Below are 21,957 nucleotides of genomic sequence, written 5' to 3'. Positions count from 1 at the left end.
GTCATGACGAAGGGCTCCCTCGAAGGCGCAGCCGCGTCATGACCAGGGTGCCGCCCCGTGATCGGGGGCGGCCCCACTCAGGTCGCTAGCTCAACTGGCAGAGCAGCTGACTCTTAATCAGCGGGTTCGGGGTTCGAGTCCCCGGCGACCTACTCACTCCACTGCGGGCTCCGGGCGGTGTGCAGCTTTGCTTTCCCTGGATTATATTTCAGTCAACACTGAAGCTATTGTGACTGCGAAGATTTTTGCTCGGCCACGACGGCGCTGCACGCGGTTGGTGTGCTGTCGACGAAACCGTTGAGCGCCAAGACGATCATCGCTCTACCGCAACGCCGTGCGGGCGCGACCCCGACGCGCTAACGCGAACTCGTGCTCACGCCGTGGTCCACCCGGACGCGGCGATCACCTCGCGAGCGATCTCCGGCACGGATCGGTCATCAGTCGCCACGCGCACGGTGTCAGCGGGAGACCGCCGGTCGAGGAGGCGAGCCTTCTGGTCGCTGTTGGCCAACTCCCGGTCAAGCTCCGAACCCAGCTCCCGCTGAACGAGCCGCGCATGGGCGGTGGCGTCGGAAGCGGTGAGCAGGATGCGCATCACATCCACGCCGGACCCCATGACACGCCGGAACATCACGGCGGCGGACGGCAGAACGCACAGCGTGTTGGTGTAGATGAGCCGGCGGTAACCGAGGCGGAAGTAGTTCGACCACACGGCCGCCAGGTTGCGGGTGGTGATCTCCGAGCGGTGCGGATCGCCTTCGGGAGCGGGATAGGACTGGCACATGTGGTCGCCGTCGATCACCACGTGCGCGACGGGAACAGTTCGCAACAGCGCCGAGATCTCCCACGCGACAGTGGTTTTCCCGACTCCGGCCCGGCCCCCGATCAACAGCACCTCCATGGCGACAGCATGAACGGGCGGTGAACGAGCCTCAATAGAAAAACCTGATAAATGGGCCATGCCATCGTTGGCATCGAGTCACATCTCGGTCACGGCGGCCCAGCCAGTGGCGGCGATCACCTCGCGAGCGATCTCCGGCACGGATCGGTCATCAGTCGCCACGCGCACGGTGTCGGTAGGAACCCCCTCGTCGAGGAAGCGGGCTTTGCGGGCGCTGTTGGCCAACTCCTGGTCGAGCTCCGAACCCAACTCGCGGTGAACGAGCCGCTCGCGGGCAGTCCTCTCGGAGGCGGTGAGCAAGATGCGAACGATCCGCAGGTCAGCGCCCATGGCACGAGTGAACATCGACGCCGCCCAAGGCATGACGCAGAGCGTGTTCGTGTAGATGAGCCGGGAATGCCCGAGGCGGGCGTAGTTCGACCAGACGGCCGCGAGGTTGAGCGCGGTGATCTCCGAGCGGTGCGGATCGTCTTCGGGAGCGGGGTGGATCTGGCCCATGAAATCCCCGTCGATCAAAGCGTGCGCCACGGGGACTGCGCGCAGCAGAGCCGAGATCTCCCACGCGACGGTCGTCTTGCAACACCGGCTCTTCCGCCGATCAAGAGTGCTTCCACGGGAACACGATGTCACGGTTGCCTGAAGCACAGGGTGCCCCACTGGAAACCGGCGCCGATCGCCGACATCACGCACACCTCGCCGGAGCGGACGCGGCCCCGGCTGAAAGACTCGTGCAGCGCGGTGAACACTCCGGCGGAGCCGGTGTTGCCGAGCCGGTCCAGGGTGATCGGAGCGCGGGACAGCGGCACTCCGAGCTTGTCCACAGCGGCCTTGATGATGTTCAGATTCGCCTGGTGCAGGAAGAAGTGCGACACCTCGGCCACGGGGACACCGGCGCGCGCGGTCGCGGCGAGGATGCTGTCAGGGAGCCAGCGGGTGGCAGCGTCCCAGACGGCGTGGCCGTCCATCTGGAGATAGTGCTGGCGCGCGGTAACGGTGACGGCGGATGCGGGCATGCGCGAGCCGCCTGCGGGGATCTGCACGGCGTGCGACAGCTCGGAGCCGAAGTCCCAAGCCAGCAAACCGGTGCCCGGGACCGAACCACGACGCAGCACAACAGCGGCAGCGGCGTCGCCGAAGAAGACGCGGGTGACGCGATCCTGCGGGTCGGTGACACGGGACGCGGCGTCGGCGGCGATGACGAGCACGGAGCGGATGTCATCGGACTGCACCAGGTGGGAGCCGAGCAGGACGGCCTGCAAGCCGTTGGCGCACGCGGCGTGCGTGACGTCGAAGGTCAGCGCGCGGTCGGCGCCGAGCGCGTCCTTGACGATCAACGCGGTCGACAGCAGTGGTTGGTCCCAGGTGTAGGTCGCGAAGATGATGGCGTCCACTTCGGACGGAGCGAGGCGCGCGGACTCCAATGCGGAGCGGGCGGCTTCGACACCCATGTCGGAGACGGCCAGCTCCGGCGCGAGCCAGCGGCGTTCGCGAATCCCGGTGCGACTGGTGATCCACTCGTCAGAGGTGTCGATCATCCGGGCGAGGTCGTCGTTGGTGACCACGGTCTCGGGGACGTGCAGGCCGGTGCCCGCGATCACGACGGGCCGCACACCGGACTCCGCTGAGCGAGGCTGTTGGCGGAAGCGGTGATCAGCTCGGCGAAGTCCACGTAGAAGCGCCCGGACGGGCAGTCGGCGCCGAGCAGGGCGCGTCGGGCGGCCTCAGCGGTGAGGGCGCCGCCGAGCGCGACACCGGAGGCGAGCTGCGGCCAGCTGCTCAACGTCCTGCCGAGCTCGTCGAAGGACGCGCGCAGCTCGGGGCTGATCCGGCTGGCGTCCACCATCGAGAGGATGAGGTCCACCTTCTCCGCGTGCGACAACGACTTCACCGACTCGGCGGTGACGTCGCCGATCACACCGTGCAGCAGCGGGCGGTCGGGTTCGAGGTCGAAGCGCTCGACGTCGAGCATGCCCCGGTCGTTGCAGTCCATCACCACCGGAATGCCGAGCGCCCGGGCGTGCTCGCGCACAGCGATCTTGGCGTAGGGGGTGTCGCACTCCTCCACCACGAGGTCGAGGCCCGTGAAGAACTCGGCGATGGTGTCCTCGGTGAGCCCGTCGGTGAAGATCTCCACATCGAGGTACGGATCGATCTCGAACAGCTGTCGAGCGGTGACCACCGCCTTGTTGACGCCGAGGTGGTGCACGCCCGCGCGCAGCCGGTTCAGGTTGGACAGGCCGAAGCTGTCGAAGTCGGCGAGCTTGAACGCGCCGCCGATGCCCTCCAGCGCGAACGTGACCGCGGAGGCGTTGCCGACCGAGAGGCCGACAATGCCCACTCGACGCTCCAGCAGGCTTCGCTGGGCCGGACGCTCGACCTTGCCGCGGTTGCGGTCGGTGCGGACGAGCCGGAACTCCTCGCGCGGCAGCACGTGCACGAGTCGCCCCGACCACGGGTACCACGCCCACGTCCCGTACGCCTGGACCGGGACCCCGGCCAGCTGCTCGACCTTTCGCGCAGCGATCTCGTTGGTCTCAAAGGAAACCGAAGGTTCACGACTGCGGATGAGCTCGTCGAGCTGCGCGTCGATCGTGTCGTGGACCTCCCGCACGCGGCCCGAGTCAAGCAGTTCCTCGAAGGCCGGGCGGTCGTGCGCGAGGTCGAACAGCGTCGGGCGCCAAGCGGAGCGGTCGGCGGTGTCAGTGAGTGTGCACGCCTCGGGCGCCGGGGCGATGTCCGTTGTGGCAGAAGCGATTCCGGGGAAGGCATCGCGCTGCTCGGCAACCAGGCCGGAGTACTCCCCCGCGCCGTCAGCGGGCCGGTGGACCATGATCACGACGTCCTCGGTGTAGCGGTTCACGTAGCGACGCGTGCTGTTGACGGCGCGGAAACCGAAGCGTTCATGGAAGGCGTGCTGGCCGTCCTTGGTGCCGGAGGTACCGATCATCAGCTTGGCGCCCAGCGCGTGTGCGGCGCCGATCGCCACGGCGTTGAGGTGGGCGCCGAGGCCGAGCTTGCGCGCGCGGTGCTCAACGACGAGCCTGCTGTGCTCGAAGGTGTCCTCCACGCCAACGCCTTCAGCGCGCAGGATCTGTTCGTAGCGCTCCACGCCGACGAAGGCGAGCGACTGGAACAGCTCCCCCGTCTCCGGTGTGGAGAGCCGGATGTAACCCAACGGCGGGCCATCGGGCGAACGCCGCGCGATGAAGTGCCAGGCCCCGTGGTCCAGCACCTGGTCGTCCACGTGCGTGCCGTCGTCGGCGCGGAAGGCGGGACGGCGGCCACGGTCGAAGAGCACCCGTGCCCGCAGCTCGCGCACCAGGGCGATCACGCCGTCCTCGTCGGCACGAGCGTGAAAAGCACTGACATGCCACTGCGGTCCCATCGCCGCAGCCTGCCAGGCGGCGCCGACACCTCGCTGTCACCGGCAACGCCAGCTCAGCGGGCATGACTACGGGCCAGCTACGGGAGCTAGCTGCCGGGAACGGCGAGGGCCAGGCTGATCATCTGGCCGTCCTCGATCCTCTCGCGCCTGCGCATCTGCGTCTTCAGCGGCACCACGTAGCTGCCGTCCTTGGGGAACAGCGACGTCGTCCACGTGCTCTCGCCGACCGTGACCGTCGCCGGGATCATCCCCCAGCCGTAGCTGACGCGCCCCGACAGCTCCTGGATGTCGAGGCACACGTCCTCGGGGACGGTGACGAAGTACCACGGCGCCGGACCGCGCCAGTACCAGACCTCGGCGGTGAACGTGGCCTCCACGGTTTCTTCCACGCGGACACGGTAAAGCCGGTCCCGGACACTCTGCTTCCTAGAATGGCGCTCATGCGTGGAGACCTCAGCCCGACAGCGCGCGCTCTGCTCGCCCTCGAGTCCATTCAGGACCGACCGGGCATCACCGGCGCGGAGCTGGCCGCGCGGCTCGGCGTCAGCGACCGCGCCGCGCGTCGCCACGTGGGCATCCTCCGCGAGGCCGGTATCCCGGTCGAGTCGCTGAGCGGCCCGTACGGCGGCTACCGCGTCGGCCGGGGCGCCCGGCTGGCACCGCTGATGTTCAGCACGCCCGAGGCGTTGGGGCTGGTCATGGCCGTGCTCCAGGGCTGGCACGGCGCGGCCGACGGCGAGCACCCGGTCGCCACGGCGCTCGGCAAGATCGTTCGCGTGCTGCCCGCGTCCTCCGCCGCGCCGGTCGAGGCCATCCGGCGGGTGAACGCCCAGAACCCCGGCGACGCGGCGGCGAGCCCCGATCCGCGGCTCACCGCCGCGCTCGCGCAGGCGTGCGAGAGCGAGCAGCGGCTGCGAATCCGCTACCGAACGCGCGAGATGGTGCTCGACCCGTGGGCCGTCGTGGTGCGGCACGGGCGCTGGTACCTGCTGTGCTGGTCGCAGACCGCCCGAGCCCGCCGCGTGCTGCGCATCGACCGCGTCGAGCAGGCCGAGCCGACCGGTGACACCTTCGAGCCGCCCGCTGAGCTCGATCCCGTGCAGGAGGTGGAGAACCACCTCGCCGACGGCTGGACGCACGAGGCCGAAGTCCGCTTCGAGGTGCCGATCTCCCTTGCTTCCCAGTGCGTTTCACGAGTGCTCGGCCGCCTGACCGCCGATGGGGAGACCTGCGTGCTGAGCGGGAGCACCGACAACGCCGAGTGGTACGCCGCGCAGCTCGCCGCGACGGAGCTGCCTTTTGTTGTGCTGCAAGGAGATGCGGTGCGCGCGGAGGTGCTGCGCCTTGCCGAGCGGCTCACCCGTGCAGCAGGTCGTGCGGGCCGCGCGGGTCGATCTCGTGGTGGTCCCCGTACTGACTGCTGAAGCCGACGACGCGCACGCGCTGCCCGGCGGCCAGGCGACTCACGTCGATGCGGGTCTGCGTGTTGACGAAGACGATCACTTCGCCCGAGCCGTCGTTGACGTAGACCTTGTGGCCGTAGGGCAGATCGTTCTCCACCGGCTTGGTGATCTTGGCGAGCGCGACGACGAGGCGGCCCTCGGTGGACTCGCCGACCGAGCCGGTGCGCACGGGCTCGGGCAGCACGGGAAGCGCCCAGTGGCCGATCTTCACGCCGTCCGCGACGGGCACGATCGTCCGCAGACCGGAGCTGTCGGTCAGCACACCGCTCACCCGCGCGCGGCGGCCCGGACCCGCTCCGAGATCATCGGCGGTCTTCACGTAGATCCCGGCGGAGCGGTCCTGGATCGCGAAACCCTTGTCGTAGAAGCTGGATTCGAACACTCCGCTCGGCGTGGTCGTGGTGCCCTCGACGGTCACGGTCGAGCCCAGCGGCAAGGCCCTGGCCTCGGCGATCGAGCTCACGCCCGGCGCGGCGGAGACGGGAACGGCGAAGGCGGCGGTCAGCAGGGCGGCGGCCGACAGGCGGCGGAGCGCGGTGAACATTCCCCCAGAATGGCAGTACCGCAAACGGCCTACAACGCCTCCCAGGTTTTCCTCCGGAAGCAGGGACGCGTCGCCGACGTTCCGCGCTGGAGCGACGACAACCGCGCGTTGCCCGCCGATCTTCTCGCGCCACTGGGCCACAACGGCATCAGCGCGGAATGACGTGCCCGCGCTACCGGTGGGCCGAGTTCACGAGCCTCGCAGCTCCAGCACTCGCAGCACGGCCCTGGCCCAGCTGACGTTGGCCTGCTCGTAAGCGCGCCCGCCCATCAACGTCAGGTACACGCCGATCGACTCCGCCTCGCGCGCGTACTCCTCCTCGGAGCGGCCGTCGAGCAGGTCCTCGTGCAGCCGGTCGTAGCGCGCGAGCTTGGCCTCGGACAGCTCCAGCCGCGCGGACATGGCTTCGCAGAGCGCTTCCCGGTCGCCGACGTCCAGCGCGCGCAGCTTGACCAGGAGATCATCACGCATCGCCGGGGGCCTGGTCTGCTCCGTGGTGAACGCGTGCAGCTCAGCGCGCCCGGCGGCGGTGAGGCTGAACACCCGCTTGTTCGGCCGCCGCTCCTGCTCGACGACGCGGCCCTGGATCAGCTCGGCGCGTTCCAGCTGCTCCAGCTCGCGGTAGAGCTGCTGCGGCGTCGCCGACCAGAAGTTGGCCACGGACACGTCGAAGCGCTTCGCCAGCTCGTAGCCAGAAGCGTCCCCGTCCAGCAGCGCGGCGAGCACCGCGTGACGCAGAGCCATCTGTTCAGCCTTCCCGCGAGGGGTTAGTGTCAGCGGCACCTATTCAACTAGTTGACTACCTCAGGAGCAAGCCGTGCGTGCTTTCCGGATCGCCGTCGAAGCGCAGGACATGGGAGCGGCCGTGGCGCTGCTAGCCGACGACGTGGTCTTCCACAGCCCCGTCGCCTTCCGCCCGTACCACGGCCGGGAGGTGGTCGGCACGATCCTGCACGCCGTCTCCCGGGTCTTCCAGGACTTCCGCTACGTGCGCGAGATCGGCGCCCCCGACGCCGCTGACCAGGTGCTCGTCTTCCACGCCCGGGTCGGCGAGCGGGATGTCGAGGGCGCGGACTTCCTGCACGTCGACGAGCACGGCCGGATCGACCAGCTCACGGTCATGGTCCGCCCGCTCAGCGCCGCGCACGCCCTGGCGGAGGCGATGGCCGCCGAACTCGGGGCGCGGTGATGGCGCTCCCCCGCATCGACGAGCACGCGGTCCCCGTCGCGGCACCGGCCGAGGCGGTGTGGGCCGTGCTCACCGAGGCGCTGGACAGGTCCTTCTCCGGCTCTCTCGCCGAGCTCTACTCGCGGCTCGTCGGCTGCCCCGAGCACGCCGCGTCCGGTCCGCGCCCGCTGGCCGAGGGCTCCACGCTGCCCGGGTTCCGCGTCGCGGCGGCGACCCCGCCCAGCGAGCTGGTCCTCGCCGGGCGGCACCGCTTCTCGAACTACGAGTTGATCTTTCGAATCGATTCGCTCGGCCCGGATCGGTCGCGGCTGCGCGCGGAGAGCCTGGCCGTGTTCCCCGGTGCGCTCGGCCGCCTCTACCGCGCGCTCGTCATCGGCACCGGCGGGCACGCGATCGCCGTCCGGCGCATGATCTCCGGGATCGCGAAGGCCGCCATCAGCGCGTCCCCGAGGTGATGAGCACCGGGGCCATGCCGAAGAAGCGGTCGCGCTCGGCCCGATCGAGCTGATCGGCCAGCCACCGCGGTCCGTCAGGATCGTTGGACACGCGGCGCAGCAGGTGCGTCATCGCGTCGGCCTCGGCGAACACGAGCAGCCTCCCTTCCACTTCGACGTCGCGGAAACCCGCGTCCAGCAACAGGTTTCGCGTGCTCCGAGCGATCGTGGGATGCGGGATGCCCTCCGCAAGCGCGGCCATCAGGCGCCGCGTCAGCACGGGATCGTCCGAGTCGACCGCGACGCCCGCCCAGTCCTGGCCCAGCAGCACGATCCGCCCGCCCGGCGCCAGCACGCGGTGCGCCTCCGCGATCGCCGCTTCGGGGTCGGCCACGGCGTGCAGCACCTTGTCGGCTCGATAGCCGCGCAGTGAGGCGTCCGCGTGCGGCAGCGACTCCGCCGAGCCCAGGCGGAACACCTCGCGCGGATACCGCTCACGCGCGGTCTCGATCATGGCCCGGCTCGGGTCGACGCCCTCGGCCGCGACACCGCGCGCGGCCAGCTCCGCCACCGCGAGCCCGGCGCCGCAGCCGACGTCCAGCACCGCCTCACCCGGTCGGGCGCTCAGCAGCTCGTAGGAGCGTTTCCGCAGCTCCACGGCGGCGGGCAGGGCGTCGAGGCGGTCCAGGGCGTCGCTCAAGTCGTTGACCATGCGCCGAGCGTGCAATTTCATGTCGACATGAAGTCAAGCCTCACCATCGGCGAGCTCGCCGCGCGCTTCGGGCTCGCCACGCACGTCCTGCGGCACTGGGAGTCCGTCGGGCTGCTCGAACCGTCACGGCACTCCGGCGGTCACCGCAGGTACGGCTCGGCGGACGTCGAGCGCGTCACGTTCATCCTCAAGGCCAAGGAGGTCGGCCTCAGCCTCGACGACACGCGCGTGTTCCTGCACGCGCCCGCCGGCGCCGACCGCAAGGCCGTGCTCCGCGAGCAGCAGGCCCGCCTCGAACACCGCGTCCGCACCGCCCAGGACGCGCTGGCGCTGCTGGCTCACGTGCTCCGCTGCGAGCACGAGGACGTCATCCAGTGCCCGAACTTCCGCGCGCTGCTGCGCACTTCCGACCGATCCCCGCTTGGATGAGCAGTCCCACGTCCAGGTGCTGCGTCGCGTCCACCGGCCGCTCCGACTGCCAGTTCGCCACCCCCGCGAGCCCCGGCTGCTCCATCTCGAAGTCGCCGAACATCCGCGCGATCTCCGCGCACGTCCTCGGGTGAATGTTGTTCCGCGACTCCTTCATCATGGTCGCCATCTGCTCGATCATCGCGGGCAGACCGTCGCTCGCCAGGTGGCTGATCGCCAGGTAGCTCCCCGGCGGCACCGCGTCCCTGTACCGCTCAAGCGCCGCGAACGGGTCGTGGTGCTCCGGCACGTAGTGGAACACCGTCGCCGCCAACACCCCCACCGGCTCGTCGAAGTCCAGCATCCGCACCGTCTCCGGCGCGCTCAGCACGTCCTCCGCCCGCGCCGCGTCCGCGTGCACCACCGTCGCCCTGTCGCTGCCCCGCAGGATCATCCTGGTGTGCGCCACCGCCACCTCCTCGCAGTCCACGTAGACCACGCGGCAGTCCCTGGCGATCTCGTGCACGTTGCCCACCGTCGGGATTCCCGAGCCCAGGTCCAAGAACTGCCGGACACCGCGCTCCACCATCAACTGCACCGCGCGCCGCACGAACGTCCTGTTGATCACCGCCATCTCGCGGGCGAACGGATGCGCGAGCAGCGCCCGCTCCGCGAACTCCCGATCCACCTCGAAGTTGTGCCCGCCGCCGAGGTAGTAGTCGTACACGCGCGCCGCGCTCGGCTTGCTGAGGTCGATCCCGTCGGGAATCCAGTCGCTCATGGACTGTCTGTACGAGGTGGCGCGGGGAGGGCAAAACCGATTCGTCCGTGGTTGAAGCACGGTCGGGTGGCTTCCCAGCGGGATCGGCTTCCAGCTAGGGCACGGCTGGACTTCCTGCTTGAGCGGGCTGGAATTCCAGGTCGGGCACGGCTGGACTTCCAGTGGGGGAACGGCTGTTTTTAGCTCCTTCCAGCTGGGTTTCCAGGTCTGCCGAGCTGGACTTCCAGCGGGGGAACGGCTGGTTCCAGCGCGGGGGGTCGGCTTGACCTGGGGCCCCTTGCGCGTGCCCTCATTAGCCGGGCGGGCACGGGAGGAATCCCGGCCCACGCGAACAAGCGTATGGCACGCGCACCCCAGGTAAAGCCGACCTGGTTTCACTGTCAGCTGAAAGTCGCGTTTCTCTTTAGCCTGCAACGGATTTGACGCATCCCGAGGACTTGCTAAAATTGAGGTATCCAACAAGGAAGGAGGTGTGATCATGTTGGATACCAATGCTATCGAGTCACTTTTGCTAGATCATCTCAAACTGAACGATGTCTACCAGTTGTCTGAGGATGAGCATCTCGCGTTCCTGACGAAGCTGGAGACCATCACTAATCTGTTGACAGCAGTGAAGATCGACGCCGCCGCGTGCGCTGAGGATCGTGGCCTGCACACCTCGCAGGGGTGCCGGAACATCGCGACCCTGTTGCGGTCACACCTGAGGATTTCTCCGGCGGAAGCGAAGCGACGCTCGCAACTCGTGGAAGACCTGCCCGGTGTGCCGGACACGCGGGACGCCCTCTACGCAGGCGTGATCAGTGGTGATCACGCGGCGGTCATCGCCGACGTCATCAAGAACGTCCCGGTTGAGGTCGCCGACGAGGCCGAGGCATCCCTGCTCAAGCACGCACCCGAGCTCACCCCACGCGAGCTGATGCAGCTGGGCAAACGAGTCCGCTCCCACGTTGACCAGGCGGGTGCGTTCACAGACGAGCAGGCGGCGGTGAACGCCCGGTCGTTCAGGATGACCAAGAACCAGCACGGATGGCTGGTCTTCAACGGATGCTTGCCACCGATCGAGGGCGCGATGGTCGAAGAAGCACTGCACGCCGTCTCCAAACCCCGACCGGTCGGCGGCGAAGAAGACCCGCGCACGCCTGAACAGCGCTACGCCGACGGACTCTGCGAACTGATCACCATCGCGATGGCCACCCACGATCTGCCGATCAGCGGAGGCGTGCGCCCGCAGATGGTCGTCACGATGCGGTTGGACTGGCTGGAAGAGAAGGTCCGCTCCGGCTACACCGACTGGGACGGCGAAGCCACCGCCTCACTCCTGCGACAGGTCGCCTGCGACGCCGAGGTCATTCCGGTGGTCCTCAACGGGGAGAGCATCCCCCTCGACTACGGGCGCTCAGTTCGGACCGCGCCACCACCGCTACGGAGAGCACTCGCCGTGCGGGACAAAGGATGCGCCTTCCCGGGATGTGATCGGCCCCCGGCATGGACGGAAGCTCACCACGTATTGCACTGGACACAGCACCGAGGGCCAACGGATCTGAACAACATGACGTTGCTGTGCTCGCACCACCATCACGTTATCCACCAAGAAGACTGGAAGATCGTCTTCGCCGAGGACGGAAGGCCGGACTTCATTCCGCCGCCGTGGGTGGACGCGGAGCGGAAACCGATGCGCAACATCAGAGTCGACCCACGACTCACCGCGTAACCGAGAAGGGAGGTGTCGTCGACATGCCCAGATCAAGCCAGGCCCGCGCAGGAGCTGAGCAACGCGGCCGCACCTCGCTCCACAACGGCACGCTCCATGGGCTCCCACACGAGTTCCGCGCAGATCTGGAATGCGAAACCCTGCTGCGGCGCGTGACCACTGGGCTGGAGCATCAGGTACTCCGGGCCGCCGTCCTCGTCGCGGCCGATCACGACCTCGACGGTCAGCTCGGTGTCGGAGACTCGCGTGGGCTCGGTGGCGCCGGGAGCGAGCCAGGAGATCGACCGGCCGGGGTCGGGGGCATCGTCGACGAGCACGAAACTCCGCTCGTACGCCTCATCGGCAGCAGGCGTGAGCAGCCAGGAAGCGAAGCGGGCGACGTGGTCGGAACCGCCGCTCAACCGGACGCGGCCGAGGAAGTACGCGTCGAACCACCAGTCGCCGCGCGCGTCGCGGTCGAGGGCGAACCACAGCTCCTCGACGGGGCGGCCCGGGTAGTGGGCGGCCTGCCACGAGAACCTCATGAGGCGAGGTGAGCGGCCGTGACGGGACTGATCACAGTCCAGCCGAGGCGGCGGTAGAGGCCGAGGCCGTCCTCGGTCGCGACGAGAACCGATCGCGTGGCACCGGCTTCGGCGGCGAGCACGTCGAGTTCGCTCATCACCACGCCGCCCAACCCTCTCCTTCGGTGCGCGGGGGCGGTGACCACCTGGTCCACAGTGGACGTCGAACCCCAGATGGCGAACAAGCCCGAAGCGGCGACAGAACCGTCCGAGGCGTGTATCTCAACACCGAGCGGGGAGCGCGAGACGGCGTAACCAGGGGGCGGGGCGACGCGGGAGGAAGCCGACAGGTCCTTGCCCATCAGGTACTCCGGGGCCTCAACGGTCCACTGTGGACCAAGCGCGGGGCGCCCGCAGATCTTCAGCCACGTGCCGGGAGCAGTCAACGACGCGCAGCGAGCGTCCACAGTGGACGTCGAGGGCAGCACGTAGCGCACCACGTGACCAGGACGACCCACGTCGATGCGGTAACCGTCAGGCTCGGCGACCGGCGCGGCGGTCCCCCGGGTCAGCGCCCAGCCGTGCACCCAGTCGCGCACCGCGCGGTCAACACTCGAATCCACCAGTCCATCATGCCCGAACGCCGAATCCCGCATAGTGGATCAGCGCGCGGGACTCCCCCGACCCGATCTAACCTCGCAACGCGGTACCAGGTCGAGGTCGAGGGAGTCGCTGATGCGACACGCGCTCAGAGGAGTGCTGCTGTTCCTGCTGCTGGTGGTGCTCGCCCCACCGGCGAACGCGCAGCAACCGGTCGTGCGGGTCGGCACGGAGGGCACCTATCCCCCGTTCTCCTTCCACGACCCGGGATCACAGCAGCTCACCGGCTACGACATCGAGGTGATCAAGGCCGTCGCCGGGAAGGCGGGGTGGCGGCTGGAGTTCGTCGAGACGCAGTGGGACGCGATCTTCCCCGCGCTGGACTCCGGGCGCATCGACCTCATCGCCAACCAGGTCTCGGCCAACGACGAGCGCCGAGCGAAGTACGGCCTGTCCAGCACCTACACGTACTCGCGCGGGGTGGTCGTCCGGCGCACGGGCGACGAGCGGATCACCTCGCTGGCCGACATCAGCGGCAAGACCACGGCGCAGTCGAGCACCAGCAACTGGGCCAAGGTCGCGCGCGAAGCCGGGGCGAAGGTCGAGGCGGTCGAAGGGTTCGCGCAGGCCGCGGCGCTGCTCACGCAGGGCAGGGTCGACGCGATCGTCAACGACAACATCGCGGTGCTGGACTACCTGGCGAGCACCGGCTCCAAGGACGTCGAGATCGCGGCCAACGCCGGGGAGAAGGGCTCCGAACAGGTCCTCACCTTCCGCAAGGCGGACGCGAACCTGCTCGCCCAAGCCAACCAGGCGCTCGCCGCGCTCAAGGCAGACGGGACGCTGCGCGGCATTTCCGAGAAGTACTTCAAGGCCGACGTCTCGGTGCCCGACGGCGGGAACGCGGACCTCTCCCAGGGACGCGGCGCCCGGAGCACGTGGGAGGTGGTGGCGAACACCGCGTGGCCGATGTTCGTCGGCCTCGTCAAGGTGACGATTCCCTTGACAGCGCTGAGCTTCGCGATCGGCCTCGTGCTCGCGCTGCTCGTGGCGCTCGCGCGGATCTCCCCCTCCCGGGTGCTCTCCTGGCTCGCCCGCGCGTTCATCTCGATCATCCGCGGCACCCCGTTGCTGTTGCAGCTGTTCATCGTCTTCTACGGCCTGCCGCAGCTCGGGTTGAAGTTCTCGCCGTTCCTCGCGGCGGTGATCGCCTTCAGCCTCAACGTCGCCGGTTACGCCGCCGAGGTGATCCGCTCGGCGATCCTGTCCGTGCCGCGCGGCCAGTTCGAGGCGGCGGCCACGGTCGGGCTCAGCTACCCGCTGACGCTGCGGCGGATCGTGCTCCCGCAGGCGGCCAGGATCGCGGTGCCGCCGCTGTCCAACACGTTGTTGTCGCTGGTGAAGGACACCTCGTTGGGCTCGGTGGTGCTGCTCACGGAACTGTTCCGCGAATCGCAGCTCGCCGCGGCCGAGAGCAACGAGTTCCTGGCCCTGTACTCCTTCGCCGGTCTGTACTACTGGCTGATCTGCGTCGGGCTCTCCGCCGCGCAGAAACGCCTGGAGACCCGACTGAACAGGTATGTGACGGCATGACAGACACCGCTGAGATCCGCGTGCGCGGACTGGAGAAGTCCTTCGGCGCGCAGAAGGTGCTGCGCGGCATCGACTTCGACTCGCGCAGCGGCACCTCGACCGTCCTCTTGGGACCGTCGGGCTCCGGCAAGACGACGGTGCTGCGCTCGCTCAACGCGCTGGAGATCCCCGAGCGCGGCGTGATCGGCATCGACGACGTCGATGTCGACTTCGCCCAGCTGCCCTCCGGCAGAGCGGGTCGCGCGGAGGCGAGCCGGCTGCGCGCGCAGAGCGGCATGGTCTTCCAGTCGCACAACCTCTTCCCGCACCGAACCGTGCTGGAGAACGTCATCGAAGGCCCCGTGATCGCGCAGAAGCGCCCGCGCGAGGAGGCCGTCGCCGACGCTCGGGCGTTGCTCGACCAGGTCGGGCTCGGCGAGCGGGCCGACGCCTACCCGGCGCAGCTCTCCGGCGGCCAGCAGCAGCGCGTCGGCATCGCTCGGGCGCTGGCGCTGAAGCCGCGCGTGGTGCTCTTCGACGAGCCGACCTCCGCGCTGGACCCCGAACTGGTCGGCGAAGTGCTCGCGGTGATCAAAGACCTGGCCTCCTCGGGCTGGACCACGGTGATCGTCACCCACGAGATCCGCTTCGCCGAGCAGGTGGCCGACCAGGTGCTGTTCCTGGACGGCGGCGTGATCGTCGAGCGCGGCACCAGCGCGCAGGTGATCGGCGACCCGGCCGAGGAGCGCACCCGGAAATTCCTGAGGCGCATCACCCACCCCGCCTGACAGAATCGCCCGGTGACCTCCAGCGACATGATCAGCACACCCATCACGCCGGAGCTCCTGCGCGGAGCCTTGGAGCTGGAGGTCACCGAGCGCGGTGTGCTGCCGCACCGGCTCCCGGCGAGGGCCCGCGCGCAGTGCGACGACCCGCAGCTGGCGATGGTCGAGGCCCAACCCTCCGGGGTGCGGCTGGTCCTCCGCACGGCGGCGACCGTGGTGGAGCTGGACGTGCTCGCCACGAAAACGGCCTACCGGGGAGTCCCGCCGCGGCCAGACGGCGTGTACGACCTGCTCGTCGACGGCCGGCTCACCGCTCAGTCGAGCGTGCCCGACGGCAACTTCACGATCATCGACATGGCCACCGGCGGCTTCGAGCACAAGCCGGGACCGGTGTGCACCGTGCGCTTCGACGGTCTCGCGCCGACGCCCAAGGACATCGAGATCTGGTTGCCGCACAAGGAAGTCACCGAGCTGGTTGCCCTCCGCACGGACGCGCCGGTCGAGCCGACGCCGAAGCACGGGCGCCGCGTCTGGGTGCACCACGGCAGCTCGATCAGCCACGGCTCGGACGCGGCGAGCCCGAGCACGACCTGGCCGGCCGTCGCGGCGTCGCTGGGCGGGGTCGAGCTGGTCAACCTGGGTTTCGGCGGCAGCGCGATGCTCGACCCGTTCACCGCGCGGGCCTTGCGCGACACCCCGGCGGATCTGATCAGCGTCAAGATCGGCATCAACCTGGCCAACGCCGACCTGATGCGGCTGCGCGCGTTCGGCCCGGCCGTGCACGGCTTCCTCGACACGATCCGTGAGGGTCAGCCGGACACGCCGCTGCTGGTGATCTCGCCGATCCACTGCCCCATCCACGAGCACACCCCCGGCCCCGGCGCACTGGACATGAGCAGCGGCGCGGTCAAGTTCCGCGCCACCGGCGACCCGACCGAGCGCGGCAGGCTCACGCTGACCGTCATCCGCGCGGAGCTGGCCAAGATCGTCGCGGCGCGCGCGGCCGAGGACCCGAAGCTGAGCTACCTGGACGGCCAGCAGCTCTACGGGGCGGCCGACTACGCCGAGCTGCCGCTGCTGGACGAGCTGCACCCCGACGCCGCGACCCACCTGCGCATGGGCGAGCGCTTCGCCAAGCTGGTGTTCAGCGAATCCTGACGCAGGCCAGCATGATCAGCGCGGCGACCACGAACGTGCCGGGCGCGGAGATCGTCTCCACCAGCAGACCGCCCAGCGCGGAGCCCGCCGCGTCGGCGAGGAAGGAGCCGCTGAGCACAACGCCGAGCACGACGCCCAGCGACTCCTTCGGCGCGTCACGCTGAAGCAACGTGTTGCCGCACAACGATTCCAGCCCGTTGCCGAACCCCGCGACCAGTGCGCCGAGCACCACGACGGCGGTGACCGGTGCGAGCCCCATGGTCAGGTGACCGGCCATCTGCGCCGCGATGCCGATGCCGAACAGCGTCAGCGCGCGCGAGTCCATCCCCCGATAACGGGGCATGCCGAGCGCGGCCACGAGACCGCCGACCGCGATCCCGCCCAGCACCAAGCCGTACCAGAGGGCCGAAGCACCAAGGTCCTCGCGCACCAGCACGATCAGCGCGGGCCGGTCCAACGCCGCCGCGAACGCGATCCCGACCAGGCCGATCACCACCGGCCGCACGTGCGCGGAGCGGCGCAGCACGGCCAGCCCGGCGACCGTCTCCGCGTAGAACGACCGCCCGGAACGCGGTTCCGGCACGGCGCGCGGTAGCGGCACCAGCAACAGGATCGAGATCGCGAACGAAGCCGCGTTGATCACCAACGCCCACCGGTAGTCGCCCATCCCCGCGAGCAGCCCGCCCAGCGCGGCGCCGCTGGCGAAGCCGGTCGCCGAAGCCGCGATCAGCATCCCGTTCGCCGCGGCCAAGTGCTCCTTCGGGACCGTCCGCCCGATCAGCGTCCGCGCGGCGGGCAGGGTGATCGTCGAAGCGGACTCCGCCACGAACACCAGCGCCAGCAACAGCGGGAAGCTCGGGTCGACGAGCGCGATCAGCAGGAACACCGCCCCGCACACGGCGTCGCAGACCATCATCAGCCCGCGCAGCTCCGCCCGGTCGCCGATCGCGCCCGCGACCAGGCCCAGAATCCTGGGCAGCATCCGCACCAGGAACAACGCGCCCACCGCGACCGGCGATCCCGTGCTCGCGTGCACGTGGACCGTCAGCGCGGAGAGCGCCGCCATGTCCCCGGTCTGCGAGATCAGTCGGGAGGCGACGAACACCGGGTAGCGATTTCCCCACCACATCGCCTGATCATCTGGTGCGTGGCCGCCGAGTGCGAGAGATCTCGCGCGAAGCGAACACACCACGCCTGTCGGTGGAGCCACCCATAATGTCCGGGTGACTGTGCACGCTGACGAGTTCCACCGCATCATCGACGCGCTCGGCGACGTCAAACGCGCCCAGGGCGGCGACTACAGCTCGTTCAGCGTGCGCGGCAAGCGGTTCGGCTACTTCTGGCCGCGCACGCAGACCGTGGGCTTGAAGCAGACGCTGACCGAGCAGTTGGCCCTGGTGTCCGAGCGCCCTGAGGTGTTCGAGGAGCAGTTCACCGCGGGCGGCTTCGGCTGGGTCGTGGTGTACCTGGCCGGGATCGACCTCGACGAGCTGACCGAACTCGTCTACGAGGCGTGGCGGCTGTCCGCGCCGGAAGAACTCATCGACTCGGTCCCGTTCCCAGCCCTGTAGACATCAAGACGGCAACGTTTCCGCGCGCCGGGCTCTCGTGGTGGCATCCTCCGCACGGCAGGAGGCGGCGATGACGAGTGAGCAGGCGCCGAGGACCGGCGACACCGTGACCATCAAACCTGGCGTGACCTGCGGCGGGATCGACGTCGCCGGGGTGCGGCTGCTCGTCACGCAGGCCTACACCGAGGCCGATGGACGCCACTGGCTCTGGGGCACCGACCCGGACGGCCACCGCTACCGGCTGCCGTGCCGGATCGTGTCGGTCACTGAGCCACGCCGCTGAGCAGCCACCTCGTCATCCGCACTTCGACGAGCACGCGAGCCCCCTCGCCCGCCCAGGTCGCCGTGACGTCCCACCCGTCGTACTTGGCCTTGAAGGCCGCGACGACGTCGTCCGGGAAACCGTCCTCGTGCACGGTCGCCTCCCCCTCCGCGACCACCGGTGCCATGCCGTCCTCCAGCGCCAACGAGACGCGCGGATCGTTGATCATGTTGCGCACCTTGCGATTGCGCTCGCTGCTGCCGATCCACCACGTGCCGTCGCGGTGGACGAACCACACCGGGGTCACGTGCGGGGAGCCGTTCGGGCGCAGCGTGCACAGCCACGCGTTGCGCTCGTGCTCCAGGCGGTCTTCGAGTGTCCTGTCCACATCCCCATCCTGCCCGCGCCACCATGCCGTAGAGTCACTATGCAATAGAGCCTCTACGGAATGGGAGCGCGCATGGACCTCAGGACAGCACTGGACCGCATCCCCGAGATCGACCGCTTCCCCACCGTCGAGGAGATGCAGGCCGACCTCGCCGAGCTGGCCGCCGCATACCCCGACCTGGTCGAGCTGCGCCGGATCGGCACCTCACGGCACGGAGAACCGCTGGTCATGGCCGTGATCGGGGACGGCCCGCGCTCCGCCCTCGCCTTCGGCGGCCCGCATCCCAACGAGCCGGTCGGCGCGCTGACCGTGCGCGAGCTGGGCCGCCTGCTCTGCGCCGAGGAGTCGCTGCGCTCCGGTCTGCGCTGGCATCTCGTCCCGTGCGTCGACCCGGACGGCGCGCGGCTGAACGAGGACTGGCACACCCGGCCCGGCGGCTGGGAGGTCTTCGGCCGGAACTTCTACCGCCCCGCCATGGACGAGCAGGTCGAGTGGACCTTCCCGAAGCTCGACGAGCCCGGTTACTTCGACCGCCCGCTGCCCGAGACCGCCGCGCTGGCGCGGGTGATCGACGAGGTGCGGCCAGCACTGATCAGCTCGCTGCACAACGGCGAGTACGGCGGCGTCTTCACCTATGTCAGCACCGTCGACGAGGCGCTGACCGCCGCGCTCGGCGAGGTCCCCGGGTGGTTCGGCGTGCCGCTGCACAACGCCGTGTGGGAGGTGCCCGACAGCAGCATGCTCGGGCCCGGCGTGATCCGGATGCCGACCAGCGCGGAGGTCGGCGGCGACGGGAGCTTCGGCGCGAGCAGCGGCGACTACTCCGCACGCCACGGCACCACGACGATCGTCACCGAGGTGCCGTACTGGGAGGACCCGCGAGCCGCCGACACGAGCCCGTCCGGCACGAACTTCCCCGATCTGGTGCGCGCGACCGTCCAGCACGTCGAGGAGGCGGGCCAGTTCCTCCGCTCCGCGCTCGCCGTCGCGCAGCCGGACCTGACGCTGGACACGCCGTTCCAACGGTCCCTTGTGGACAGTCTCGGCCAGGCCGAAGCCGTTGCCGGAGCGTGGAAGCACATCGCCGACGGTCCGTCGCGCCCCGCGACCGTGGCCGAGGTGTGCTCTTTCGACGTGCTGCCGCACATGTTCCGCATCCGGCTCGCAGGCACCCTGCTCCGCGTGCTGCACGCCGAACTCGGCTCGGGCAACACCCGCAAGGGCGTCCGCGAGGCCCTGGCCAGCGTCGAGGCCCGGTTCACCGAGTGGTGCGCTCAGGCCACGCGCGAGCTGCCCGGTGAGCGCATCGCGATCCGCAGGCTCGTCGCCGTCCAGGTCGGCTGCACGCTAGCCGCGGCTGCGCTCGTGTGAGCGCCGCGCGGCGAGCACGATGAGCAGGCCGGGGATCACGCCCACGAAGAACGGTGACGGCACCAGGAGAATCCCGCCGACCACGCACCACGCGGCGTAGGCCCACCCGACCCCGGCGGGGACGGCCACGCCGCGCCCGGCGAGGTGCCAGACCACCCAACCCAGCAGGATCTGCGGCACGGAGAAGCTGCCGAGCGCGCCCCAGAAGGCGACCTCGTTGTCCAGCGGGCCGCCCATCAGCGGCACCGAGGCCCACAGCCCCTGCCCCAGCCACCTGGCGTGGCTGTCCCAGGCCAACATGATGGCCAACACCAGGTGACCCGCGCCGATCACGATCATGATCGCGCCGGCCCAGCGCATCTGCGTCCTCATCGGCACACCTTTCTATGTTCGCCAACACAGGAAGTGTTGCACGACCTAGACCGTGATCGGTAGCCAACGCTAGGATCGGCGGCTGTGACGAGCACCCCACGGGCCAGCAGGCGGGCGGAGACCACCCAGGAGAGTCGTCGGCTGCTGGTCACCGCCGCGACCGAGCTGTTCGCCGAGCGCGGCTACCGCCAGACGACCTTCGAGGACATCGCCGCGCGCTCCGGGGTGAGCCGGGGCTCGATCCCCTGGCACTTCGGCAACAAGGAGGGCCTGCTCGGCGCCGTCGTCGAGCACGCCGTCGTGCAGCCGCTGGCCGGAGAGCCCGACACGCTCGACGAGGCGATGGACACGCTCGTCGCATTCACGCGGAGTCCGTCCACCACACTCTTCGCAACGCTCGTCGGTGAGGCCGTCGAACCGGGCTCAGCGCCGCACAAGTGGTACTCCGAACTGCACGACACGCTGCGCCGCCGCATCAGCGCATGGCTCGCGCGCGCCGACCTTCCCGCGGGCGTCGACGCGGACGAGCTGGCCACCGTCGTGCTCGGCGCCGTCGTCGGCATCCACATGCAGTGGCGCATCGCCCCCGAGGCCATCGACCTGGAGCGCACCTACACCACTCTCGGCGCCGTCCTCCGCTCCGTAGGCATCACCTAACACCCGCCGCTCAGCGGAGGCGGGCGCGGACGTCCATGAGCGCCTTGCCGAGCAGGTTGAGGCCGGGCCACCGCTCGAAGTGCGCGGCGTCGGGGTGGTCTGCCGCCAGGCCGATCCCCCACACGGGGTCGAGCGGGCTCGCTTCCGCCAGCCAGCGGTGGCCCGTGCTCAGCAGGAAGCCCCGCAGGTCGGAGTGCGCGCGGAACTTCGCCAGGTTGCCCGCGACCACGACGTCGTAGCGCTCGCGCTCCCACACCGCCGAGTCGAAACCGACGACGCCGCGCCCGAGGTCCTTGGCGGCCTTGGGGTCCTCGACCGCCAGCACCCGGTCGGCGGTCGCGGTGTCGTCGAAGAGCGCGGCCTTGCGCCACATCATGTAGTGCTCGGCGGTGGCGAAGGTACGCCCGTCCACCTCGAACGGCGCGGGCCACCACTGGCTCAGACAGCCCTTGCCCACACCGCCGTCGCGCTCGGGCTGGTGCCCCCAGAAGAACAGGTGCTCAATCACGGAGGTTCTTCCCGTCCCCGAGCTGGAGCTCGATTCGCCCGTCCCGCGCCGACATCTCCACGCTGAGGTCGCGCCCGCCGAAGCCCCGGCGGTGCACCTTGCTCACCGCGCTCGGCCCGTCATCGTGGAAACCCTTGGCGCGCAACAGGTCCTCGCGCACCCGACGCAGGGTGTCCACTGTGGACTCCCCTGGCGGCCCGGCGATCACCACGGTGCGCCCGCAGTGGCTCGACCCGCACCCGGTCCTGGCGTCGTCGACCACGCGCACCCCCGCGGGCAGCGGCAGCACCTCCGCGGCCGAGGGCGGGGCGGGCTCGGTCTCCACGACCCACCACCCGAACACCACCGCCAGCCACACCGGCCCCACGAACAGGATCAGCACGATCCGCCCGGCCAGCGCGCGCCGGGTGAGCGGCGCCGCCCAGCCCTCGGCGCGCCGCGCGAGCAGGACCACGAGCATCGTCATCGGCGCGTAGCCCAGCCAGACGACGCGGTCGAGGTCGACGAGCACGAGTCCGGCCAGCACCGGGAAGCACAGGCCCGCGAACGCCGCCAGCCCGACCGCGACCGGCCACAGCAGCCGCTCGGTCCGGGCCAGCAGCAGCCAGCACCCGACCGGTACCAGGGCGAAGACGGCGACGAGGACGGTCTGCACGAGGGCAGGCTAACCGCGAACCCGCCG

Annotated in this window: 29 protein-coding genes and 1 tRNA gene; 14 read left to right on the top strand and 16 right to left on the bottom strand. The window is 69.6% G+C overall.

Annotated elements, in window-relative coordinates; translation table 11 throughout:
- Positions 1-79 precede the first annotated feature (79 nt).
- Positions 80-152 (top strand) — tRNA-Lys (locus tag CCN37_RS07265).
- 221 nt (positions 153-373) lie between these two features.
- Here CCN37_RS07265 and CCN37_RS07260 read toward each other — a convergent pair.
- From CCN37_RS07260 to CCN37_RS07240, 5 genes are all read right to left on the bottom strand, one after another.
- A complete protein-coding gene (locus CCN37_RS07260; RefSeq protein WP_086819895.1) occupies positions 374-901 on the bottom strand; it encodes an AAA family ATPase in 528 nt (175 codons plus the stop codon).
- 78 nt (positions 902-979) lie between these two features.
- Positions 980-1,429, bottom strand: a complete 450-nt coding sequence (locus CCN37_RS07255) for a hypothetical protein (RefSeq protein WP_210407908.1) — start codon at positions 1,427-1,429, stop codon at positions 980-982.
- 98 nt (positions 1,430-1,527) lie between these two features.
- A complete protein-coding gene (locus CCN37_RS07250; protein WP_210407907.1) occupies positions 1,528-2,511 on the bottom strand; it encodes a 3-oxoacyl-ACP synthase III family protein in 984 nt (327 codons plus the stop codon).
- Complete coding sequence (locus CCN37_RS07245; RefSeq protein ID WP_086819893.1) at positions 2,496-4,286, bottom strand: ThiF family adenylyltransferase; 1,791 nt, start codon at positions 4,284-4,286, stop codon at positions 2,496-2,498. The genes CCN37_RS07250 and CCN37_RS07245 overlap by 16 nt, the downstream gene beginning before the upstream one ends.
- Positions 4,287-4,372: 86 nt before the next feature.
- Positions 4,373-4,675 (bottom strand): DUF1905 domain-containing protein, encoded by a 303-nt coding sequence (locus CCN37_RS07240; protein WP_210407906.1) that lies wholly within the window; start codon positions 4,673-4,675, stop codon positions 4,373-4,375.
- A 51-nt stretch (positions 4,676-4,726) separates the two neighbouring features.
- Here CCN37_RS07240 and CCN37_RS07235 point away from each other — a divergent pair, with 51 nt between their 5' ends.
- Positions 4,727-5,710, top strand: a complete 984-nt coding sequence (locus CCN37_RS07235) for a YafY family protein (protein WP_086819931.1) — start codon at positions 4,727-4,729, stop codon at positions 5,708-5,710.
- Here the strand turns inward: CCN37_RS07235 and CCN37_RS07230 are convergent.
- Entirely contained in the window at positions 5,643-6,293 is a 651-nt protein-coding gene (locus tag CCN37_RS07230; RefSeq protein WP_143261468.1) for a hypothetical protein, read from the bottom strand. The genes CCN37_RS07235 and CCN37_RS07230 overlap by 68 nt on opposite strands.
- A 9-nt stretch (positions 6,294-6,302) precedes the next feature.
- Between CCN37_RS07230 and CCN37_RS39640 the strand changes: the two genes are divergently transcribed.
- Entirely contained in the window at positions 6,303-6,455 is a 153-nt protein-coding gene (locus CCN37_RS39640) for a hypothetical protein (RefSeq protein WP_168200555.1), read from the top strand.
- 27 nt (positions 6,456-6,482) lie between these two features.
- Here CCN37_RS39640 and CCN37_RS07225 read toward each other — a convergent pair whose 3' ends face one another.
- Entirely contained in the window at positions 6,483-7,037 is a 555-nt protein-coding gene (locus CCN37_RS07225; protein WP_086819892.1) for a PadR family transcriptional regulator, read from the bottom strand.
- A gap of 73 nt (positions 7,038-7,110) precedes the next feature.
- On the opposite strand from CCN37_RS07225, the gene CCN37_RS07220 reads away from it, so the two are divergent.
- Entirely contained in the window at positions 7,111-7,482 is a 372-nt protein-coding gene (locus tag CCN37_RS07220) for a nuclear transport factor 2 family protein (protein ID WP_086819891.1), read from the top strand.
- The gene (locus CCN37_RS07215; protein ID WP_086819890.1) at positions 7,482-7,937 is read left to right on the top strand and encodes a hypothetical protein; all 456 of its coding nucleotides are present in this window, start codon (positions 7,482-7,484) and stop codon (positions 7,935-7,937) included. The genes CCN37_RS07220 and CCN37_RS07215 overlap by 1 nt, the downstream gene beginning before the upstream one ends.
- On the opposite strand, the gene CCN37_RS07210 is transcribed toward CCN37_RS07215, so the two are convergent.
- On the bottom strand, positions 7,918-8,628 hold the full coding sequence (locus tag CCN37_RS07210) for a methyltransferase domain-containing protein (RefSeq protein ID WP_086819889.1): 711 nt from the start codon (positions 8,626-8,628) through the stop codon (positions 7,918-7,920). The two genes, CCN37_RS07215 and CCN37_RS07210, sit on opposite strands and share 20 nt — an antisense overlap.
- Positions 8,629-8,655: 27 nt before the next feature.
- Here CCN37_RS07210 and CCN37_RS07205 point away from each other — a divergent pair, with 27 nt between their 5' ends.
- Positions 8,656-9,057, top strand: coding sequence for a MerR family transcriptional regulator (locus CCN37_RS07205; RefSeq protein ID WP_086819888.1), 402 nt, complete (start codon positions 8,656-8,658; stop codon positions 9,055-9,057).
- On the opposite strand, the gene CCN37_RS07200 is transcribed toward CCN37_RS07205, so the two are convergent.
- Complete coding sequence (locus CCN37_RS07200) at positions 8,996-9,817, bottom strand: SAM-dependent methyltransferase (protein ID WP_086819887.1); 822 nt, start codon at positions 9,815-9,817, stop codon at positions 8,996-8,998. The genes CCN37_RS07205 and CCN37_RS07200 overlap by 62 nt on opposite strands.
- Before the next feature lie 478 nt (positions 9,818-10,295).
- On the opposite strand from CCN37_RS07200, the gene CCN37_RS07195 reads away from it, so the two are divergent.
- On the top strand, positions 10,296-11,528 hold the full coding sequence (locus CCN37_RS07195; RefSeq protein WP_246842871.1) for an HNH endonuclease signature motif containing protein: 1,233 nt from the start codon (positions 10,296-10,298) through the stop codon (positions 11,526-11,528).
- A 32-nt stretch (positions 11,529-11,560) separates the two neighbouring features.
- On the opposite strand, the gene CCN37_RS07190 is transcribed toward CCN37_RS07195, so the two are convergent.
- Both CCN37_RS07190 and CCN37_RS07185 read right to left on the bottom strand, forming a co-directional pair.
- On the bottom strand, positions 11,561-12,052 hold the full coding sequence (locus tag CCN37_RS07190) for a hypothetical protein (protein ID WP_086819885.1): 492 nt from the start codon (positions 12,050-12,052) through the stop codon (positions 11,561-11,563).
- A complete protein-coding gene (locus CCN37_RS07185) occupies positions 12,049-12,654 on the bottom strand; it encodes a GNAT family N-acetyltransferase (RefSeq protein ID WP_246842864.1) in 606 nt (201 codons plus the stop codon). Before CCN37_RS07185 ends, CCN37_RS07190 begins: the two co-directional genes overlap by 4 nt.
- Positions 12,655-12,766: 112 nt before the next feature.
- On the opposite strand from CCN37_RS07185, the gene CCN37_RS07180 reads away from it, so the two are divergent.
- The 3 genes from CCN37_RS07180 to CCN37_RS07170 are packed head-to-tail and all read left to right on the top strand — an operon-like array spanning position 12,767 to position 16,146.
- Positions 12,767-14,224 carry an ABC transporter substrate-binding protein/permease gene (locus CCN37_RS07180; protein ID WP_086819883.1) on the top strand — a complete coding sequence of 486 codons (1,458 nt, stop codon included), beginning with the start codon at positions 12,767-12,769 and terminating at the stop codon, positions 14,222-14,224.
- Positions 14,221-14,991, top strand: a complete 771-nt coding sequence (locus tag CCN37_RS07175) for an amino acid ABC transporter ATP-binding protein (RefSeq protein WP_086819882.1) — start codon at positions 14,221-14,223, stop codon at positions 14,989-14,991. Before CCN37_RS07180 ends, CCN37_RS07175 begins: the two co-directional genes overlap by 4 nt.
- Before the next feature lie 27 nt (positions 14,992-15,018).
- Positions 15,019-16,146, top strand: coding sequence for a GDSL-type esterase/lipase family protein (locus CCN37_RS07170; RefSeq protein WP_086819930.1), 1,128 nt, complete (start codon positions 15,019-15,021; stop codon positions 16,144-16,146).
- Here the strand turns inward: CCN37_RS07170 and CCN37_RS07165 are convergent.
- A complete protein-coding gene (locus tag CCN37_RS07165) occupies positions 16,133-17,275 on the bottom strand; it encodes an MFS transporter (protein WP_168200554.1) in 1,143 nt (380 codons plus the stop codon). The two genes, CCN37_RS07170 and CCN37_RS07165, sit on opposite strands and share 14 nt — an antisense overlap.
- A 94-nt stretch (positions 17,276-17,369) precedes the next feature.
- On the opposite strand from CCN37_RS07165, the gene CCN37_RS07160 reads away from it, so the two are divergent.
- Both CCN37_RS07160 and CCN37_RS07155 read left to right on the top strand, forming a co-directional pair.
- Complete coding sequence (locus tag CCN37_RS07160) at positions 17,370-17,717, top strand: MmcQ/YjbR family DNA-binding protein (RefSeq protein WP_086819880.1); 348 nt, start codon at positions 17,370-17,372, stop codon at positions 17,715-17,717.
- A gap of 70 nt (positions 17,718-17,787) precedes the next feature.
- A complete protein-coding gene (locus tag CCN37_RS07155; RefSeq protein ID WP_086819879.1) occupies positions 17,788-18,000 on the top strand; it encodes a hypothetical protein in 213 nt (70 codons plus the stop codon).
- Here the strand turns inward: CCN37_RS07155 and CCN37_RS07150 are convergent.
- Positions 17,981-18,367, bottom strand: coding sequence for a pyridoxamine 5'-phosphate oxidase family protein (locus tag CCN37_RS07150; protein WP_086819878.1), 387 nt, complete (start codon positions 18,365-18,367; stop codon positions 17,981-17,983). The genes CCN37_RS07155 and CCN37_RS07150 overlap by 20 nt on opposite strands.
- 72 nt (positions 18,368-18,439) lie before the next feature.
- Between CCN37_RS07150 and CCN37_RS07145 the strand changes: the two genes are divergently transcribed.
- Positions 18,440-19,738 (top strand): M14 family zinc carboxypeptidase, encoded by a 1,299-nt coding sequence (locus CCN37_RS07145; RefSeq protein WP_168200553.1) that lies wholly within the window; start codon positions 18,440-18,442, stop codon positions 19,736-19,738.
- Here CCN37_RS07145 and CCN37_RS07140 read toward each other — a convergent pair.
- Positions 19,715-20,110: a DUF6463 family protein gene (locus CCN37_RS07140; protein ID WP_086819876.1), complete on the bottom strand. Its 396-nt coding sequence runs from the start codon at positions 20,108-20,110 to the stop codon at positions 19,715-19,717. The genes CCN37_RS07145 and CCN37_RS07140 overlap by 24 nt on opposite strands.
- Before the next feature lie 84 nt (positions 20,111-20,194).
- Here CCN37_RS07140 and CCN37_RS07135 point away from each other — a divergent pair, with 84 nt between their 5' ends.
- Positions 20,195-20,767 carry a TetR/AcrR family transcriptional regulator gene (locus CCN37_RS07135; protein WP_086819875.1) on the top strand — a complete coding sequence of 191 codons (573 nt, stop codon included), beginning with the start codon at positions 20,195-20,197 and terminating at the stop codon, positions 20,765-20,767.
- 10 nt (positions 20,768-20,777) lie between these two features.
- Here CCN37_RS07135 and CCN37_RS07130 read toward each other — a convergent pair whose 3' ends face one another.
- Both CCN37_RS07130 and CCN37_RS07125 read right to left on the bottom strand, forming a co-directional pair.
- Positions 20,778-21,275, bottom strand: a complete 498-nt coding sequence (locus tag CCN37_RS07130) for an NADAR family protein (RefSeq protein WP_086819874.1) — start codon at positions 21,273-21,275, stop codon at positions 20,778-20,780.
- Positions 21,268-21,930 (bottom strand): hypothetical protein, encoded by a 663-nt coding sequence (locus CCN37_RS07125; RefSeq protein ID WP_086819873.1) that lies wholly within the window; start codon positions 21,928-21,930, stop codon positions 21,268-21,270. Before CCN37_RS07125 ends, CCN37_RS07130 begins: the two co-directional genes overlap by 8 nt.
- Positions 21,931-21,957 lie beyond the last annotated feature (27 nt).

The organism is Allokutzneria sp. NRRL B-24872 (assembly GCF_002155965.1).
GTDB lineage: Bacteria > Actinomycetota > Actinomycetes > Mycobacteriales > Pseudonocardiaceae > Allokutzneria.
Note: the sequence above shows the minus strand (reverse complement) of the source record. Positions and strands in the feature narration are given on the sequence as shown.

Coding starts and splice junctions, on each gene's coding strand:
- CCN37_RS07260 (WP_086819895.1), bottom strand. CDS start 901: ATGGAGGTGCTGTTGATCGGGGGCCGGGCCGGAGTCGGGAAAACCACT.
- CCN37_RS07245 (WP_086819893.1), bottom strand. CDS start 4,286: ATGGGACCGCAGTGGCATGTCAGTGCTTTTCACGCTCGTGCCGACGAG.
- CCN37_RS07235 (WP_086819931.1), top strand. CDS start 4,727: ATGCGTGGAGACCTCAGCCCGACAGCGCGCGCTCTGCTCGCCCTCGAG.
- CCN37_RS07230 (WP_143261468.1), bottom strand. CDS start 6,293: ATGTTCACCGCGCTCCGCCGCCTGTCGGCCGCCGCCCTGCTGACCGCC.
- CCN37_RS39640 (WP_168200555.1), top strand. CDS start 6,303: ATGGCAGTACCGCAAACGGCCTACAACGCCTCCCAGGTTTTCCTCCGG.
- CCN37_RS07225 (WP_086819892.1), bottom strand. CDS start 7,037: ATGGCTCTGCGTCACGCGGTGCTCGCCGCGCTGCTGGACGGGGACGCT.
- CCN37_RS07215 (WP_086819890.1), top strand. CDS start 7,482: ATGGCGCTCCCCCGCATCGACGAGCACGCGGTCCCCGTCGCGGCACCG.
- CCN37_RS07210 (WP_086819889.1), bottom strand. CDS start 8,628: ATGGTCAACGACTTGAGCGACGCCCTGGACCGCCTCGACGCCCTGCCC.
- CCN37_RS07205 (WP_086819888.1), top strand. CDS start 8,656: ATGAAGTCAAGCCTCACCATCGGCGAGCTCGCCGCGCGCTTCGGGCTC.
- CCN37_RS07200 (WP_086819887.1), bottom strand. CDS start 9,817: ATGAGCGACTGGATTCCCGACGGGATCGACCTCAGCAAGCCGAGCGCG.
- CCN37_RS07195 (WP_246842871.1), top strand. CDS start 10,296: ATGTTGGATACCAATGCTATCGAGTCACTTTTGCTAGATCATCTCAAA.
- CCN37_RS07190 (WP_086819885.1), bottom strand. CDS start 12,052: ATGAGGTTCTCGTGGCAGGCCGCCCACTACCCGGGCCGCCCCGTCGAG.
- CCN37_RS07180 (WP_086819883.1), top strand. CDS start 12,767: ATGCGACACGCGCTCAGAGGAGTGCTGCTGTTCCTGCTGCTGGTGGTG.
- CCN37_RS07175 (WP_086819882.1), top strand. CDS start 14,221: ATGACAGACACCGCTGAGATCCGCGTGCGCGGACTGGAGAAGTCCTTC.
- CCN37_RS07170 (WP_086819930.1), top strand. CDS start 15,019: ATGATCAGCACACCCATCACGCCGGAGCTCCTGCGCGGAGCCTTGGAG.
- CCN37_RS07165 (WP_168200554.1), bottom strand. CDS start 17,275: ATGTGGTGGGGAAATCGCTACCCGGTGTTCGTCGCCTCCCGACTGATC.
- CCN37_RS07155 (WP_086819879.1), top strand. CDS start 17,788: ATGACGAGTGAGCAGGCGCCGAGGACCGGCGACACCGTGACCATCAAA.
- CCN37_RS07145 (WP_168200553.1), top strand. CDS start 18,440: ATGGACCTCAGGACAGCACTGGACCGCATCCCCGAGATCGACCGCTTC.
- CCN37_RS07140 (WP_086819876.1), bottom strand. CDS start 20,110: ATGAGGACGCAGATGCGCTGGGCCGGCGCGATCATGATCGTGATCGGC.